Annotated in this window: 17 protein-coding genes and 1 tRNA gene; 7 read left to right on the plus strand and 11 right to left on the minus strand. The window is 47.9% G+C overall.

Features of this window, described 5'->3' with window-relative positions:
• Nucleotides 1-99: 99 nt before the first annotated feature.
• The 5 genes from QZZ22_RS01670 to glnA form a co-directional block, all read right to left on the minus strand.
• Nucleotides 100-1,125 carry a Coenzyme F420 hydrogenase/dehydrogenase, beta subunit C-terminal domain gene (locus QZZ22_RS01670; RefSeq protein ID WP_292461999.1) on the minus strand — a complete coding sequence of 342 codons (1,026 nt, stop codon included), beginning with the start codon at nt 1,123-1,125 and terminating at the stop codon, nt 100-102.
• 4 nt (nt 1,126-1,129) lie between these two features.
• Nucleotides 1,130-1,870, minus strand: a complete 741-nt coding sequence (locus tag QZZ22_RS01675) for a hypothetical protein (protein WP_342765066.1) — start codon at nt 1,868-1,870, stop codon at nt 1,130-1,132.
• A gap of 4 nt (nt 1,871-1,874) precedes the next feature.
• Nucleotides 1,875-3,386 (minus strand): glutamate synthase-related protein, encoded by a 1,512-nt coding sequence (locus QZZ22_RS01680; protein ID WP_292462001.1) that lies wholly within the window; start codon nt 3,384-3,386, stop codon nt 1,875-1,877.
• Complete coding sequence (locus tag QZZ22_RS01685) at nt 3,383-4,435, minus strand: glutamine amidotransferase family protein (protein WP_292462194.1); 1,053 nt, start codon at nt 4,433-4,435, stop codon at nt 3,383-3,385. The genes QZZ22_RS01680 and QZZ22_RS01685 overlap by 4 nt, the downstream gene beginning before the upstream one ends.
• A 189-nt stretch (nt 4,436-4,624) precedes the next feature.
• Complete coding sequence (gene glnA / locus QZZ22_RS01690; protein ID WP_292462002.1) at nt 4,625-5,977, minus strand: type I glutamate--ammonia ligase; 1,353 nt, start codon at nt 5,975-5,977, stop codon at nt 4,625-4,627.
• Nucleotides 5,978-6,316: 339 nt separating this feature from the next.
• On the opposite strand from glnA, the gene hdrC reads away from it, so the two are divergent.
• The 4 genes from hdrC (at nt 6,317) to QZZ22_RS01710 (ending at nt 8,363) form a co-directional block, all read left to right on the plus strand.
• Entirely contained in the window at nt 6,317-6,847 is a 531-nt protein-coding gene (gene hdrC, locus QZZ22_RS01695) for a CoB--CoM heterodisulfide reductase subunit C (protein ID WP_292462004.1), read from the plus strand.
• Nucleotides 6,844-7,734, plus strand: coding sequence for a CoB--CoM heterodisulfide reductase subunit B (gene hdrB / locus QZZ22_RS01700; RefSeq protein ID WP_292462006.1), 891 nt, complete (start codon nt 6,844-6,846; stop codon nt 7,732-7,734). Before hdrC ends, hdrB begins: the two co-directional genes overlap by 4 nt.
• Before the next feature lie 60 nt (nt 7,735-7,794).
• A tRNA-Arg gene (locus QZZ22_RS01705) sits at nt 7,795-7,872 on the plus strand.
• Between the two features lie 41 nt (nt 7,873-7,913).
• On the plus strand, nt 7,914-8,363 hold the full coding sequence (locus QZZ22_RS01710) for an N-acetyltransferase (protein WP_292462197.1): 450 nt from the start codon (nt 7,914-7,916) through the stop codon (nt 8,361-8,363).
• 11 nt (nt 8,364-8,374) lie between these two features.
• On the opposite strand, the gene QZZ22_RS01715 is transcribed toward QZZ22_RS01710, so the two are convergent.
• Complete coding sequence (locus tag QZZ22_RS01715; protein ID WP_292462008.1) at nt 8,375-8,812, minus strand: GNAT family N-acetyltransferase; 438 nt, start codon at nt 8,810-8,812, stop codon at nt 8,375-8,377.
• Nucleotides 8,809-9,972 carry an amidohydrolase gene (locus QZZ22_RS01720; protein ID WP_292462010.1) on the minus strand — a complete coding sequence of 388 codons (1,164 nt, stop codon included), beginning with the start codon at nt 9,970-9,972 and terminating at the stop codon, nt 8,809-8,811. The genes QZZ22_RS01715 and QZZ22_RS01720 overlap by 4 nt, the downstream gene beginning before the upstream one ends.
• Nucleotides 9,973-10,161: 189 nt before the next feature.
• Between QZZ22_RS01720 and QZZ22_RS01725 the strand changes: the two genes are divergently transcribed.
• Nucleotides 10,162-11,103 (plus strand): nucleotidyltransferase domain-containing protein, encoded by a 942-nt coding sequence (locus tag QZZ22_RS01725; protein ID WP_292462012.1) that lies wholly within the window; start codon nt 10,162-10,164, stop codon nt 11,101-11,103.
• A 60-nt stretch (nt 11,104-11,163) separates the two neighbouring features.
• Here the strand turns inward: QZZ22_RS01725 and QZZ22_RS01730 are convergent, their stop codons facing one another.
• The gene (locus QZZ22_RS01730) at nt 11,164-11,478 is read right to left on the minus strand and encodes a DUF2098 domain-containing protein (protein WP_292462014.1); all 315 of its coding nucleotides are present in this window, start codon (nt 11,476-11,478) and stop codon (nt 11,164-11,166) included.
• Nucleotides 11,479-11,529: 51 nt separating this feature from the next.
• Nucleotides 11,530-12,507, minus strand: a complete 978-nt coding sequence (mptA, locus tag QZZ22_RS01735) for a GTP cyclohydrolase MptA (protein WP_292462016.1) — start codon at nt 12,505-12,507, stop codon at nt 11,530-11,532.
• Between the two features lie 423 nt (nt 12,508-12,930).
• On the opposite strand from mptA, the gene QZZ22_RS01740 reads away from it, so the two are divergent.
• Together QZZ22_RS01740 and argB are read left to right on the plus strand one after the other, a co-directional pair.
• Nucleotides 12,931-13,221, plus strand: coding sequence for a non-histone chromosomal MC1 family protein (locus QZZ22_RS01740; RefSeq protein ID WP_292462019.1), 291 nt, complete (start codon nt 12,931-12,933; stop codon nt 13,219-13,221).
• Nucleotides 13,222-13,379: 158 nt separating this feature from the next.
• Nucleotides 13,380-14,264 (plus strand): acetylglutamate kinase, encoded by an 885-nt coding sequence (argB, locus tag QZZ22_RS01745; protein WP_292462021.1) that lies wholly within the window; start codon nt 13,380-13,382, stop codon nt 14,262-14,264.
• A gap of 39 nt (nt 14,265-14,303) precedes the next feature.
• Here argB and QZZ22_RS01750 read toward each other — a convergent pair whose 3' ends face one another.
• Nucleotides 14,304-15,344 (minus strand): archaeosine biosynthesis radical SAM protein RaSEA, encoded by a 1,041-nt coding sequence (locus tag QZZ22_RS01750; RefSeq protein WP_292462024.1) that lies wholly within the window; start codon nt 15,342-15,344, stop codon nt 14,304-14,306.
• On the minus strand, nt 15,344-16,261 hold the full coding sequence (gene guaA / locus QZZ22_RS01755; protein WP_292462027.1) for a glutamine-hydrolyzing GMP synthase: 918 nt from the start codon (nt 16,259-16,261) through the stop codon (nt 15,344-15,346). The genes QZZ22_RS01750 and guaA overlap by 1 nt, the downstream gene beginning before the upstream one ends.
• Nucleotides 16,262-16,434 lie beyond the last annotated feature (173 nt).

A 16,434-nucleotide genomic window follows, 5' to 3' on the forward strand; every position in this document is an offset into this window, starting at 1 on the left:
CTGTGTAGACTTAAAATACCGGACACGGATACCCTTTGCATGGTTAGTTAGAATAGAGGAAGTGTTGGGTACCGTGCCCGTTTAAACCAATGTCCTATTTCAACACTCCTCTGGCATCCTCTCCATTTTCTTTGTGGAAAGCTTATTGATGGATTCCAGGTTTACGCCCTTTTCCAGAGACAGTTTGCCGTTCCCTATCGCACTGGTGACGAACTGCCTGCCTGTGGGGTTTCGAATTATCAGGGTTGTGTAGCCCTGAGGACTTCCGATGGAGCCTGCGGAAATATCTGAATGGAGAGCAGTGAGGTCTGTACATATTTTACAGCCAGGACGCACACAGTCTTCCACTTCATTGAGGGAGAGGACTGTTAGCGAGCCGTCCTTCAGTGTTATTTCCAGCTTGCCTTTCACATCGAAACGAGTGATATCCAGAGGATCGAGATTCTTTTGTGCAATGAGCTTGTCCTGCACGAGTTTTTCATAGTCGAAGGTCTCTGTACAGAACAGGCCCACGACCAGACGGATGTATTTCCTGAAAGGCCTCAACAGGTCGAGGTCGCTCTCACGCATCTGATGGATCGCTTCCACGACACATGGGACCCCGACAACCGCTACGTTGGTGAATTTGCGGTTGATAATGGCCTCTTTCAGGGATGCTACAAGGGGCACCCACCAGTTATAGCGACTTCCCGCGTGATGTATAAGGGCTTCACCGGATGTTATCACGGCTGATGACGGCCGCAGGGTCCATGGGTCTTCAACGACTGTCACCACTGCATCTATCATGCCCTGTTCCAGCGCATTTGCAAGTATAGCCGTTACCGCGCCGCCACTTTGCTTTTTTGGGATGCCGAATTCTGCTTTTGCAGAAACTATGTCTATATAAGTACCAATTAATTCAGGTTTGCACGTATGAAGCCTGGGGCATACCTCATAGCATGCACCGCATGGCACACCGTCGTTAACTTCTTTGCAGTAACCGCTATTAAGCGGATGTGCCGATTCTATACCGGTTTTAAAGAATATGGCATCAGCAGGGCATACGGCAACGCAGGCGCCGCATGAGGCGCACTTGCCAGTATCCCATACATCTGCCTTTAAGTCAAGATAATTTTTACCTGCCATGTGATCACTCCCATGTATATTTGCCTGCAAAAGGTCTGCTGCTTGCAGGTATTATGCGGGTGTAATTTGTATCCAGGAATGGAGCGGGATCAACCTCGATGCGTTCACAGAACTCTGTTATCAAGGGAGACAAGCGCTTCAGGTCACCATCTGTGAAAGTGACCTTCCGGGCTCCGACACCAAGCAGCCGGTCCTGGATATCTCCGCGGAGGATAATCTCTCCGCCATGGATACCGCTTCCGATACCCCGGTCTTTTACGGCAACTTCATGTCCCATTCCAAGAACAATTATGATTCCGCCGGCCATGTATTCTCCCAGGAAGGCATGGGTTGTACCGCCAACAGCTAGCACAGGGCGCTTCTGGTCATATTCTTTCATGTGAATGCCACCCCGGTAGCCGATATCGCCTCTGACGAACACCCTGCCTCCACGCATACTGTGCGCTACCGCGTCACCTGCACTGCCGTGGATGACAATGGTACCGTTGTCCATCGTGTTCCCGGGCGCATGCTCACTATCGCCGCGTACAATACACTCCGGACCGCTCATGAACATCCCAAGGTCACCTCCGGGCACACCGTTGATAGTTATCCGGACATTGCTCCGGAGTCCGTTCGCTATGAAGCGCTGGCCGAGCACATTGTTGATCACTATCTCTCTTACGCCTGATGCCACTGCCTGTCGTATCATCTTGTTAAGCGGTGTGTAGTGCATCCCATTTGCGTCAATAGTCATTGTTTCCACGTTATCAGGCCCCCACAGGGTCTACATTCAGAACCTTGAGCATGCTTTCATCCAGCATATAACCACGTAACTTCTCACGGTTTCCACGCAGGCTCTCAATACTGTTGATCCCGGCAGCGCCCATAAGTTCGCTCAGTTCAAGAGTCCATGAATGGATAAGATTTGCAACGTGCTGCGAGCCGACATCCGTGTCGATACGGTTCACAAGATCAGGTTGCTGTGTGGCGATACCCCAGGGGCAGAGTCCACGGTAGCAATTACCGCACACCCTGCATCCCAGGGCTATGAGCGAAGCAGTACCGATGTAAACTGCGTCTGCTCCAAGTGCTATGGATTTTGCGAGGTCCGCACTGCTGCGTATACCTCCGCTGGCTATGACCGATACTTCATTCCTGATGCCCTGGTCATTCAGTTTCTGGTCCACAGCTGCAATTGCAGCTTCTATCGGGATACCGACGTTGTCCCTGAATACCTTCGGGGCTGCGCCCGTACCGCCGCGGAAACCGTCAATTACAACGGCATCTGCAGAGGATCTGGCAATGCCTGCCGCAATAGCTGCCACATTGTGGACAGCAGCTATCTTGACAAAGATAGGTTTCTTCCATTCCGTGGCTTCCTTGAGACTGCGCACAAGCTGTGCAAGGTCTTCAATACTGTAAATATCATGATGAGGGGCGGGGCTTATAGCATCCGAACCCAGAGGTATCATACGGGTACATGAGACATCTGAACACACTTTTTCCCCGGGAAGGTGGCCGCCAATGCCTGGCTTTGCTCCCTGCCCGATCTTGATCTCAATAGCTGCACCACGTTCCAGGTAATTGATATCCACACCAAAACGCCCGGATGCGACCTGAACGATCATATTGTTCTGATAAGGATAGAGCGACTCATGCATACCACCCTCACCGGTACCCATGAAAGTCCCGGTCTTTGCAACAGCCTTGGCCAAGCTGAGCTGGGCATTCAGGCTGATAGCACCGTAACTCATGTGACCTATCATGATAGGTGTATCGAGTTTGAGGTTGGGAGCCAACTCTGTCTTAAGTTCTATGTCACCCTTGTCACTCTTTGTGAACTCGAGCTTTGCAGGCTTCTTTCCAAGATAGGTGCGCAACTCCATGGGCTCTCTTAGCGGATCAATGCTTGGGTTTGTGACCTGGCATGCATCAAGCACCAGCCTGTCAAAGATAATGGGATAATCCATTGCATTGCCCATTCCCGCCAGGATGATCTTCCCGGTGCGTGCCTGGTTAATAATATCCTCACGGGCCTGCGCTGTCCATAGGGGATGACTGCGGTAATCCACCGGCTTCTCCTGCAGTGAGATGGCATCCCTCGGGCACATTGAAATGCAACGATGGCATGCTGTACACCTGCGGGAGTCAATCAGGATCCGGTCATCCTCGATCCTGTAAACACCATAGGAACAGTTATCGACACAACGCATGCACTTCATGCACTGGTCACGGTCAATACTAATCTTATACTTTAGAGGAACACTACCAAGGCTCATTGTGAAAACCTCCCAACAACGGGCTCGCCTGCTCTTGGCATATAGATGGTCTTCACGTCGGGGTCCATTACACGGATAGCTGCCTCCTCGCTGGATATATACAGGCGCGAGTCATTTTCTCCCACAACAAGTGGGCGAAGCTTTATCCGGTCGGTGAACCCTACAATCCCATTGCTTGTTGCAACCACGATGGCAAAGGGCCCGTTCATGAGAGCCGGGCCATATGTCAGGCGCAGTGTACGCTTCAGCTTCTGCTCTTTTTCCGGCAGGATATCGATCTCATCCCAGAAGGAAGGTGCCAGGGCTTCAACGATCATCTCGGAGGGAAGACCGTGCCGCCTGCCCAGAAGATCGAATAAGTAGGCTACTACTTCCGTGTCAGTAGACATTGTACACTTGTAACCGTTGCTTTCAACATAACTCCTGTTGGTACCATAGGATGTAATCTCACCATTGTGTACTACGGCCCAGTCAAGCAGGTTGAACGGGTGCGCACCGCCCCACCAGCCGGAGGTATTCGTTGGGTAACGGTTGTGTGCAAGCCATATATAACCCTTATAATCTTCGATCCTGTAAAAGTTCGCAACATCCTCCGGCCAGCCTGATGCCTTGAAGACTCCCAGATTTATTCCAGAAGAGAAGATCAGAGATCCCGGGATTGTAGAGTTCACTGTCATCACAAGATGCTTGATGATATCTTCAGCAGGATTATTGCTGCCTACTATGAACTCGGTATATGGTTTATAGAAATATCTCCAGGGGATATGCTCTCTCTTCAGGCAGGGCTGCTCGTAAGTCGGGATCTCTTCCTGATGGACTATCCTTCCCCACTTTTGAAGCACCTCATCTACCTTCGATTTAGGTTCTACAAGGTTGTCGAAAAACACATGAATAGCATAACAATCCGGATAATCGGGGTATATGCCGTAAGCTACATACCCTGCTCCTTCTCCACTTCCTCTTTCGTTCATCAGACTCAGGGCCTTCTTTATACTGGAGCCGTCCATTCTGGCCCTGGTCCGATCGATGACACCTATTATTCCGCACATGTTTATCACTAGGACTATGTTTTGAGGTTCCGCATATCAACTTCACGCCAGGCCAAACCATGCAACGGCCGGTAGAAGGATAGGAACCTGTCTGCACAAATATCAATACAAAGCAGGGCAGCAAGTAAAACAAATGCTGCCTCTGATACATTTAAATTAATTGGATAAGGGAGCTAACCCTTACCCGATTTACAATATACTCAGGTAGTTCTCGATCTCCCATGGGTGGACAATTGTCTTGTAATCGTTCCACTCGGCATTCTTTGCCTTGAGGAAGCTGTTGAAGGTGTGTTCTCCAAGAACGTTCTTCATGAAATCGCTTTCCTTCATGAGATCAAGTGCTTCCTTAAGGTTGCCTGGCAGAGATTCTATACCCCTACTTACCTTTTCTTCTTCACTGAGCTTGAAGATGTTAACATTCGTTGCCTCAGGCGGCTCTATCTGGTTCTTTACACCGTCAAGACCGGAGTGCAACATTGATGCAAAGGCCAGGTATGGGTTACATGCCGGGTCCGGGCACCTGAGCTCTACTCTTGTACCTGCGCCTCTTGTTGCAGGTATTCTGATCAGTGCGCTCCTGTTGGATGCGGACCATGCTGCATAGATAGGTGCTTCATATCCCGGTACAAGTCTCTTGTACGAGTTAACCGTGGAGTTTGTGACAGCTGCAAATTCTCTTATGTGCTTAAGCAGACCGCCGATGTAATACCTGGCAGTTTGTGAGAGACCATCGCTTGTTTCCGGGTCATAGAATGCGTTCTTACCATCCTTCATAAGTGACTGGTTTGAATGCATGCCTGATCCGTTCACACCGTACAGGGGCTTTGGCATAAAGGATGCATAGTAGCCATGGTGGTAGGCGACAGACTTAACGACATACTTGAAAGTGACAACACTGTCAGCCGTGGAAAGTACATCTCCGAACCTGAAGTTGATCTCATGCTGTGATGGCGCTACTTCGTGGTGGGATGCTTCGATCCTGAAACCCATGTCCACGAGTGCAAAGTCTATAGCTCTTCTGACATCCTGTGCAAGGTCAAGGGGTGCGAAGTCGAAGTATCCTCCGTTGTCTGTGAGCTGTGTAGTTGGCTTACCATCAGCATCCAGCTTAAACAGGAAGAACTCAAGCTCAGGGCCGACGTTCATTGTATAACCCATTTTGTCAGCTTCTGCGATAGCTCTCTTCAGGATGAACCTTGGGTCTCCTTCGAAAGCCTTGCCGTTAGGTCTCTTGACATCACCGATTATACGTGCAACTGCTCCTTCCTTTGGCCTCCATGGAAGGATCCTGAATGTGGATGGATCTGGCATGAGCACCATGTCGGACTCTTCGATCCTTGTGAAACCTTCAATGGATGAACCATCGAACATCACACCGTTCTTGAAGACATCCTCAAGGTCTGTTGCAGGGATAGCCCAGCTCTTGACCATACCAAGTATATCAGTGAACTGGGTCCTTATGAACTTCACATCACGCTCTTCTACGATCTTCAACACGTCTTCAACGGTTGTGGGCTTTGATACTGACTTTGAGTTTACCATACAACTACTCCTCAATTCTAGGGGGGTAAGTATCCCATTACCTACTTGCTAGTATATATAACTTTTTATTGCGATTGACTGGAGGCATTATTCCCCGAGAAAATATGAGAAACATTCACTGATAAAGATTAGTTCCAAAAACACAAAATACGATAAGAACCAGACACAATCCAGCGAGAAAGTTAAAGGTGTCCGCCGGAATAAAAGATATATCGATAAGTAGGCAAATCTTTAAAGTAGATAAATACCGGAACCGCTTTTCAATATTTGCCGTGACATAAAACATACAACTCTCAATGAAATATAATTTATAGTACAAGATACGGAATATGATATAGGATGCCAGAAACCATTACCACGGATGCCGAGATTCTTGAAAGAATGAAAGCTGCCTGCAAGGACACGCTCAAATGCATGCAGTGTGGCGTATGTAGCGGAAGCTGTCCCTCCGGCAGGCACACGGCACTGAACATACGCAGAATTGTGAGAAAGGCCACCAGGACCACAGATATTCTGAAAGACGAGCAGTTGTGGATGTGTACCACATGTTACAACTGTCAGGAGCGCTGCCCCAGAGATATCGATATTGTAGACGTGGTGTTCAAATTGAGGGCCATCGCAGTGCACGAGGGCATCATGCTTCCGGAACATGTCAAGGTGAGCGAGTTATTACTGGAATACGGCCATGCAGTGCCAATAGATGAAGATCGCAGGAAACAGAGAGCGGAGCTCGGGCTTGACGAGTTGCCGCAGACTGTTCATAGTCATCCAAATGATCTTGATGAGGTCAAAGCCCTGCTTGAATCATGCGGATTTGACAGGATCCGGGATAACAGGAACGAGAGCGTTTCAGGAAAGGAGACAGGATGAAAGGATTATCGCTATTCCTTGGTTGCGTAATACCAAACAGATATCCCGGCATAGAGATGGCAACCAAGCTGTGCCTTGCAAAGATGGATATCGACTGTGTAGAACTCAAGGGAGCTTCCTGCTGCCCTGCGCCCGGGCTATTCAGGTCATTTGACAAGGCATCCTGGCTGGCCCTTGCAGCCCGTAACATAGTCCTGTCTGAAGAGATGGACAGAGACATACTGACTATATGTAACGGATGCTTCAGCACACTGGCGGACGCAAACAGTATCCTGAAGAATGACACCATCCTTCGCGAACAGACCAATGGGCATCTGGCAAAAACTGGAAGGGAATTCAAAGGGAATATCGATATCAGGCATATTATAGAATACTTATACACAGAGATGGGACCAGATGAGATCAGGAACCATGTTGAAAGGCCCCTGAACATCCGAGTGGCTGTACACTATGGATGCCACCTTCTCAAACCTTCCAGAGAAAGAGGGCTGGGTAGTTTTGAGCGCCCGGAGTTCTTTGATGAGCTCGTTGAATGTCTTGGTGCCACAAGTGTGAACTACCCTGACAAGAACGAATGCTGCGGTGCAGGCGGTGGTGTCCGCTCTGCACTGAAGGAAGATTCCCTGAAACTTGCGAAGCATAAACTCTCAAGGATTAAAGATGCGGGAATCGATTGTATAGTCAATGCGTGCCCTTTCTGCCACATGCAGTTTGACACCGGACAGGAAGAGATCCGCCAGATCACAGGTATCGAATACAACATACCCATATTGCATTATACCCAGTTACTGGGGCTGGCCCTTGGTTTCTCTCCCCGGATGTTGGGCATAAACCTTAATGTTATAACGGACAATCAATTCATTGAAAAGATAGAAAATGGACAGTAAAAGAGGCAGCCTCACCAACAACTTTAAAATGCAAGATGATATTACACAATACCGCACAATGAGCGTGTGGCCTAGTCAGGATATGGCGGCAGCCTCCTAAGCTGCAAGCCGAGGGTTCAAATCCCTTCACGCTCGCCATTTTCTCTTTTTAGAACAATCACAACGGAGATTGACAATTGATAATAAGGAAAGCAAATGTTCAGGACGTTAACGCGATAAAGGATATTATAGAGCCTTACGCAAAAAAGGAGATCATGCTTCCCCGGCCCTTAAGCGAACTATACGAATCCATCCGGAATTTCTACGTGTGCGAGGAGGACGGAGAGATTATCGGCTGCTGCGCCATGCAGGTCAGCTGGCAGGACATGGCCGAAGTGCTCTCACTGGCAGTTAAGCCGGACTATACAAGGCAAGGTATCGGATCAATACTCCTGGATGCATGCCTGAACGATGCAAAGGAACTTAGGGTTAATACGGTTTTTACACTGACATACGCCGTGCCATTCTTTGAGAAAAAAGGGTTCAATGTAGTGGATAAACAAACACTGCCCCACAAGATATGGAGCGGCTGCATAAAATGTCCCAAGTTCCCCAACTGCGATGAAGTTGCCATGGTAAGGAAACTGTGACCATCCCGGCCTCAACTGAATCTTTTTTCAAGATACAGAGTCATACTCTCCTCTTTAACTACTTTGAAGCCATGTCTTAGGTACATACCTATCGCCACGTGCAGAGACATGTCGGTTTTCAGTACAGCCCTTGCATAACTGGCTTCTGCATAGGACAATACTGTCCCGAACAGTGCGCCACCTATCCCCCGGCCTCTCAGGTCCCTGCGAACATATATCCTCCGGATCTCACAGGTATCAGGTCCGGTTCTTCTCACAGCCGCCGTACCTCCCAATACCCCATTTTCCAATGCAATAAAGAAAGCACCGTCTTTTTTCAAGTAACTGGCTTCGATGTCTTCAAGATCGGAATCCTTCAGCGGATCATAAGTAAATCCTTCCTCCCCCAACACTCCGAGCACCAGTGACCTTACACTACCGGAATACTCATTTGAAAAAGGCAGTATCATGCTGAGAGATAATCCCCCGGGTCTTTTAGAAAATCGAGTACAAGAGTGCAGAATGCCTTTGTACCGATAAGAAGGACATCCTCATCGATATCGAAACTGCTGGAATGATTGATCTCCATAATCTTCTTCTCCGGATTCCTCGTACCAAGGATTGCGAATATACCCGGCACTCTCTGCAAATAGAATGCAAAATCCTCGGCACCAAATATCCTCCCGGCATCCTCATTGACATCAAAATGGTTATTCCGGAGCACCCTTACAGCAGCCCGTGCAAACTTTGCATCGTTCATAAGTACCGGATAACCTGCCTCCACATCAATACTATAATGGGGAAGGCCGACAAGGTCCTTTATCGAGTGTTTAGCCATCAGCCTGTCAAGAATATCCCTCATGATACGCTCTATCTGCATGGAATCATTGTTATCGAATGTCCTGAAGCTTCCGTCCATCTCGAGCTCATCCGGAGTCCTGTTGAACTGACTGCCAGAACTAAGAGCCCCGATACCAAAAACATAATTCTCAGGATTTACGTGTCCGGGCAATTCAGAATAAAGTGTCGTGATAAATTCTGCCGCTATCCGCACAGGATCGACACAGGAAGCAGGAGTTGAATGATGACCCCCTTTCCCGAAAATACATATCCTGAACCGATTGGAACTTGCCATACAGGGACCCGCCCTGATGTTAAACACACCCATATCAACATCCCCGAAGATGTGCAATCCTATGACCGCGTCCACACCTTCAAGACCTCCCTGCTCGATCACCCGCTGAGCACCTCCGGGAGGGACCTCTTCTGCAGGCTGGAAGATGAGGCGAACAGTTCCACTAAAACTATCCTGACGTTCTTTTAAAAGCCGGGCTGTGCCAAGAAGGATGGCCATGTGACCGTCATGCCCGCAAGCATGCATTACTCCTTTGTTTCCGGAGATGTAATCCTTATTGGAACCTGTCAGCTTCTCTGTAACAGCAAGAGCATCCATGTCCGATCGGATAGCTATACAAGGACCCCGGCTTCTGCCATGGACATTGGCCACAACACCAGTGTCTGCTATTTTTTCACAGTTTATTCCAAGTTCTCCAAGGACAGACATAATTCTCTCCTGGGTCCGGTATTCCGCATAACTCAGTTCCGGTCCCCGGTGGAATTCACGCCTCATATTTTTTATCCATTCATCAAGGGAGTTCAAAGGATTCACCCGATCAATAATATAATAGTATTATGCAACAATGATAGCATAAAAGATAGAACCCGATGTATTTAACTCATATGAGTGATTCCTGAGATTGTTGCAAGCCCCATATGCAAAAATGCAGCCCATTCACGAAAACACATCCGGATGATGCAAATGATCAAAACAAGGATAAGGGATTTCCTGATAACAAAAGAGGATTGGATATTCGCTGTTTCCGACTATTTCCACCCTCATGGCATCAGGTCAACTTTAAGATATGTGCCTGATGAGAACGGAGAAAGAGAACTCAACGGCATCCGATATAAAAAATATGATTTTGATGTCTCCTTTGATTTCATGAGGCAAAACAGGCCTCAATGGGTTGAAGATGTTCACGTTGTCCCCGAGAGCGAGGTAAAACAGGTGCTCAGGCCTAATGAGGCGATAGATGCACTGGCCGGGCTGGACAGGAGGATAGCGGTTATTGTTAAGACCCTTGAGGATGCCGGCGTTCCCAGAGACAAGATGGGAGTCACAGGTTCATTTCTCCCGGGACTCCAGAATGAAGGTTCAGATATCGATTTTGTAGTATACGGCAAAGACTGGTTCACTGCCAGGGATACTATCAAGGATGCAAAGCTTGCAGAGGGCCCGATAGAGGATATTGACGAGGACATGTGGAGGAAAATATACAACAAGCGAATTCCCGAGATAAGCTTTGATGAGTTTGTCCTTCATGAAAAGAGAAAAGGCAACAGAGGAGTGGTTGAAGGAACCTACTTTGACCTACTGTTCGTGCGTGACTGGGAGCAGATCACAGTTCCTGCCAACAGGGGGAAAGATATCAGGAAAATGAAGATAGAAGCAAAGGTCACCAATGTGGATCTAGCGTTTGATAGTCCTTCAGTATACAAGGTTGAACACAAGGAAATCGACCACGTACTTTCCTATACGCACACATATGCAGGGCAGGCCCTTGTCGGGGAGACCATTGAAGCTAGCGGCATGGTTGAGGAGGTAGATAATCTCAGAAGACTTGTGGTGGGCACCTCAAGGGAGCCAAAGGGAGAATGGATAAGATCCCTTACATTGCTAAAAGCAGAAGGCAGAATCTGAAAATAAAAGAGAAGAGGAGCAGGTTAAAGTATAAATAAAGGGAAAAAATAAAGTGCGGCCTTATCCGCCGCCGGTGACCTGTCCGATATCAACTGCCTGTGAGTCCCTTTGGGAATAACTCTGTGCATACGCTTCTGCATCCATTCCCTTTTCAGCCTCTTTTTTCTCCTTCAATTCGCCTGGATCGATTATCAAGAGGACATCGACTATATAGTAAAGACCTGTTGTGTCGATCTGCGCCCAGATACCTTCATCATCCTTTTTGATATCCAGCACCCTTCCTGTGGTGCCGGTATTCAGGTACCTTACAGCAGCTCCGACCATGAGGGGATTTCCGTTAATGTCCAGAGCTTCTAAATGTCCATTTTCAACCACGCAATTGGCTCCCTGTAAGCTATGTTTATACGAGGTATACAACTGACAGCATTAATGATTGACGATGTCTGTAATATACTCCTGTGAGATTTCCTTGCGCAGTTCTCCAAGAGTTGCGAGCCTTTCAGCAAAAGCATTGTGTCTGTGGATGCTTTCCTCATTGATCTGCTTGATCGTCACAATGGCTTCATCGGGCAGGAGCGGGAAGTCCTTAACTACGTTCTTGGCCATCGTGCGCACACAGTCCTCGACAAACTTGGGATTATTGTGTGCTTTCTGGACAACCATAGCTTCATCCGAACGCTTGAGAAGCTCGAAAACACTGGAACTCATTGATCTTTCGATTATCTCGATGATTGTGTCCAGTGAAACGAACTTGCTTCCCTCAACCTCTATGGAAATGATGCCCCTGCCACGCTGATTGTGAGTTGCCATAGGCACTCTGTGAAGGAATTCTGCAATCTTGATATCCTCTATTCCGAGAGACTCCAGCTCCTTGCGCGCGTTGTCCCTCATGATTTCCTGTGCGCACGGGCAGGCAGTCATTCCGACAACTTCTGCACCGATGAGCTTCTTGACCACCATGTTCTCCAAATCCTCGCGCATGGCTATAGCTTCTGCGAAGATATCCACGACTTCTTGGCATTCCATCTTTGTAGAGGGCGATTCTCTTTTCACCACATACTCACTCTTGAGGATGACCTCTGCCCGAGTGGCATACTCATGCCGGTTCAACAAGCTTTGCGCAATGTCGCTGCATAGCTGCTCGATCTCATATACAGGCATGTTGACCGCTTTCTCAAGCACTTCATCCACCGCTTCAAAGTTACGCGAGAGGTTGGCACCTTTCAGGTGAGAAGGAAGGTCTACGAAAATGTCAAACGTAGCTATCAAAATGATAGGACGCCTCTCTTTTCTTTTGACCTCCACAAGTTTCTTCACATTAGTGACACCTACACGGGTCAGATTAATCGCTATCTGGGGCCTGTTTGCCTGTATGTCAGGTAGTATAACAATAGGAACTTCCATGATATTACCTCTATTAGAATAGGAATTGAACTATGTTCAGTAATATTGCAGATACCCTCTTGAAATGGATTCATCACATGTAAATGTTGTGTTAAAAGCAGCCCGAGATTTAATTTTTTTCACAAATATAGAGCAGGTTTTCTAAAAATATTGTTCATTTTTTAATATCTTGCTCCGGCTACCGAATAATAAATTGATACTGAGAACAAGTAAATTTGTTTTGATACAGGGTACTGCTCGAGCAAAAATACAATATTCTAAAAAAATACTGAAATGACCTCTATTCCATTATTTTCCATTACCTGAAATTTGCTTTATTGGATAAAACACAAACAAAGGACAACATTAAAAGAAAAATATATATACCCCATGCACTAAATATGGTTAGCAGTGGTAATCGTAGATTGATTACGAGGTGACAATATGTCTGAAACAAGAAACTTTGTGTTAAGAGACAAGAAGGGAAATGAACATGGTGTGTTCACTGGGAAACAGCCACGTCAGGCTGCACTGAAGGTAGCTAACCGCGGAAAGGGAACAAAAACAAAGCCAGAGGAGATCAGGCTTCGCGAACGTGGGACAAAGAAGATCCACGTATTCAAAGGATGGAGAGAAATGGTCGCGGCACCCAAGAACAAGCCAGAATGGATGCCAGACAAGATCAACAAGCCATTCGTGAAGAAAGTCGGCATTGACAAACTAGAAAAGATCTAAAGTGCAAGCCCATTTATCATGGGTTTCTTTTTTCTATTGAGCAGTATGTCTCTGCTAAATAAGTTTTAAATCGTTTAAGCATCTTTTATACCATTTACGGATACCGGATCGTAAATGATTCTAATCCTGCGGCATGCATGTAATACACAGGTAATAATATGACACTTAAACGAGAGAACGTGCTGATAGAGGCGCTCCCCTACATAAGGGATTTCTACGATTCAGTGATGATAATCAAGGTTGGTGGCCATGCCATGGTCAACTCACAGGTAATGAGTGATATCGTCCAGGATATCGTATTGCTCAGGTTCGTTGGCATTCACCCCATCATAGTCCACGGCGGAGGACCGGAGATTACCGAAAAGATGGAACGCATGGGGAAGAAACCCGAGTTTGTAGGCGGGTTGCGCATCACTGACGATGAGACACTGGAAATAGCAAGGATGGTGCTTGTGGGCAATATCAACACAGAGATCGTATCACTTATCGGCAGGCATGGCGGCAAGGGGATAGGCCTTTCAGGAAAGGATGGTAAACTGATAATTGCCAAGAAGAAGCCTTTCCAGAAAGTAATGATCGAGAATGTCGAGCATGAGGTAGACCTTGGATGGGTCGGGGATACAGAGATAATCAATACGGAAATCCTGAACATAGTCACCCGGGAAGGCTACATCCCCGTTATATCCCCTATTGCCATGGATGTGAACGGCAAAGCCCTGAACCTGAACGCCGATACTATTGCAGGAGATATTGCCGCAGCCCTGAGTGCCAAGAAACTCATCCTGATGACAGACGTGCCCGGAGTGCTGATGGAGCCAAGCGACAGGTCATCACGTATATCCAGGGTGACCCTTGAGGATGTCGAGCACCTTATCAGTACAGGTGTTATCTCAGGCGGCATGATACCGAAGATGAGGGGCGCCGCAACTGCAGTAGAGAGTGGTGTGGAGAACGTCCACATCATCGATGGAAGTATATCACATTCTGTATTGCTTGAACTGTTCACGGATTCGGGGATAGGTACAATGGTCTGTAAAGACTGAGACGGGATATAACCCGTCACATCCTATTTTGCGCCGGCTTCAGTCAGTTATAGGCGCACCGAATGTATGGTCATCCAGTTCCAGCACTGATTCCCACAGGCCCTTGCATCCACAGTCCAGTGCATTCAGGCAGGCAAGGTCCTGTGTCACCGAGAAGAGCCTTATTGAATCGGCCACATCGTGGCTGCATTCCTTGCAATTGTGCGGACCTCTTTTGGAACCTGCACCCACAGGGTCCGAAGTGATGACCTTATCAGGGAACTCTTCTTTAGCCTTCTTCAGCACTTCAACGATGCTCCACAGCCAGGGAGGACGATACTGACCCTTCTGCCACAGATTTTCAACGAATGTGCCGTTCTGTATATTGCACAGGTTGATCGAGAAAGTATCAGCGCATGCACCAGCATCCCTTATGGAGTTTACCATGTCATCCATGGCCTCTTTCTCTGAAAGGAAAGGAGGCTTGAGCATAAGGTATGCTTTTACCGTGGCACCGCTGTTCCTGGCAATAGTCGCAGCCCGCTTGAAATCATCAAATGTGAAACCTTTGTTGATGGAATCCTTGCGCACTATGTCGGAGCTTGTTTCAAGACCGACGGCGATCTCAAAAGGCTTGCCTCCCATTGAGTTGCGGCAATCGATCATCGCATCCTCTTTGACAAATTCCGGCCTGGTCTCCACTAACACTTTTATGACCCTCGAATCACTTTTTAATGCTTCCAGTATCCTGTGCCTGACTTCCAGCGGTATCTCCCGCGTATCCAGGAAACTGCCGGAGGTGAATATCTTTACCATGAACTCGCTAAAACCAGAAGCCTTTCTCATCGCTTTCCCAAGCTGGGAGAACAGGTCTTCGTCAGATGGGGAGACTTGTGCACTATCGTACACATAGCCGCACATGGTGCAGCCGCCTGCCTTGCCCCACCAGCAGCCGGAGGTACTGAAGATTATAGTGAGAGTATCTACTTTCTTCCCGTCGACCAGATCAGCTCCGGTCCACATTGCGCACGGCTCATCCGGACGTGAGGATTTGACCTTCTGTCGGTTCCGGATGTCAAGAACTATTTTATTCAGTGTCATCATTCGAACTCTATTGTTGCCGGTGGCTTTGGAGTGAGATCGTAAACAACCCTGGAAACGGTAGGTAAAGATGCCGATATCCGGGATTCTATCCTGTTAAGGACTTCCCATGGCAGCTCCATGGCTTCTGCGGTCATGCCATCCCTTGAACCGACAGCCCTTACTGCAATTATCCAGCCGTGAACCCTTACATCACCCTTGACACCAGTACCCTTTCCGATAATGGCTGCGAAGGTCTGCCACGGATGGAACTGTTCCACCAGTTCATCCTCTACGATGGCGTTTGCTTCCCTAACGATACTCACAAGCTCTTCAGTGACCTCGCCCACTATCCTGACGGACAGTCCCGGTCCCGGGAAGGGCATCCTCTCAGAGATCTCATGCGGCAGCTCAAGGGCCCGCGCAAGTTCACGAACCTCGTCTTTGTATAGGTCCTCTACAGGCTCGACTATTGACTTAAAGTCCATTACAGAAGGGAGGCCGCCTACATTATGGTGGGACTTGATACCTCCCTCTGACTCTATCCTGTCCGGGTAGATGGTACCCTGGATCAGATAATCGGCCTTGAGCTCTTTTGCTTCCTTTTCAAAGACGCGGATGAATGTCTCACCCACTGCCTTTCGCTTCTCCTCAGGGTCCGTGATACCTTTAAGAGCGCCAAGGAAGCGGTCTTTTGCATCAATGATTACTAGGTTCATGTCGCAGAATATTTCCTTTATCCGCTCTGTTTCGCCTTTTCTCATGAGGCCTGTATCGATGTATATAGGAGTCAGCCTGTCGCCGATGGCGCGATGGGCCAGGACAGCACATACAGAACTGTCAACGCCACCAGAAAGAGCGATTATTGCCCTGCCGCCTGTGACCTGCTGCTGTATCTTCTCAATTGCCTTAGGAATGAACTTATCTGCTTTTACCATAAATGTGAACTCCAAAAATAGGATTTTTGTTTCTGAGATTTTACTCTTGAGATATAAGTTTGTGCATATTAATGCTCGCCTTTTTTAAAACCCCTATAAGAGAGCCGCCATAGTTAAGAGTTACTGCACGCCTATTACTTACACCCCGCTTACAAGGGAGTTATATATACCTG

Origin of the sequence: Methanolobus sp. (genome assembly GCF_016278365.1) — an archaeon.
Lineage (GTDB): Archaea > Halobacteriota > Methanosarcinia > Methanosarcinales > Methanosarcinaceae > Methanolobus.

Bases quoted from the DNA above. Each gene is read 5' to 3' on its own strand.
- QZZ22_RS01750 (WP_292462024.1), bottom strand. From the start codon at position 15,344: ATGACACTGAATAAAATAGTTCTTGACATCCGGAACCGACAGAAGGTC.
- hdrB (WP_292462006.1), top strand. From the start codon at position 6,844: ATGAAAGGATTATCGCTATTCCTTGGTTGCGTAATACCAAACAGATAT.
- QZZ22_RS01670 (WP_292461999.1), bottom strand. From the start codon at position 1,125: ATGGCAGGTAAAAATTATCTTGACTTAAAGGCAGATGTATGGGATACT.
- QZZ22_RS01715 (WP_292462008.1), bottom strand. From the start codon at position 8,812: ATGATACTGCCTTTTTCAAATGAGTATTCCGGTAGTGTAAGGTCACTG.
- QZZ22_RS01720 (WP_292462010.1), bottom strand. From the start codon at position 9,972: ATGAGGCGTGAATTCCACCGGGGACCGGAACTGAGTTATGCGGAATAC.
- argB (WP_292462021.1), top strand. From the start codon at position 13,380: ATGACACTTAAACGAGAGAACGTGCTGATAGAGGCGCTCCCCTACATA.
- glnA (WP_292462002.1), bottom strand. From the start codon at position 5,977: ATGGTAAACTCAAAGTCAGTATCAAAGCCCACAACCGTTGAAGACGTG.
- guaA (WP_292462027.1), bottom strand. From the start codon at position 16,261: ATGGTAAAAGCAGATAAGTTCATTCCTAAGGCAATTGAGAAGATACAG.
- QZZ22_RS01680 (WP_292462001.1), bottom strand. From the start codon at position 3,386: ATGAGCCTTGGTAGTGTTCCTCTAAAGTATAAGATTAGTATTGACCGT.
- QZZ22_RS01725 (WP_292462012.1), top strand. From the start codon at position 10,162: ATGATCAAAACAAGGATAAGGGATTTCCTGATAACAAAAGAGGATTGG.
- hdrC (WP_292462004.1), top strand. From the start codon at position 6,317: ATGCCAGAAACCATTACCACGGATGCCGAGATTCTTGAAAGAATGAAA.
- QZZ22_RS01685 (WP_292462194.1), bottom strand. From the start codon at position 4,435: ATGTGCGGAATAATAGGTGTCATCGATCGGACCAGGGCCAGAATGGAC.
- QZZ22_RS01740 (WP_292462019.1), top strand. From the start codon at position 12,931: ATGTCTGAAACAAGAAACTTTGTGTTAAGAGACAAGAAGGGAAATGAA.
- mptA (WP_292462016.1), bottom strand. From the start codon at position 12,507: ATGGAAGTTCCTATTGTTATACTACCTGACATACAGGCAAACAGGCCC.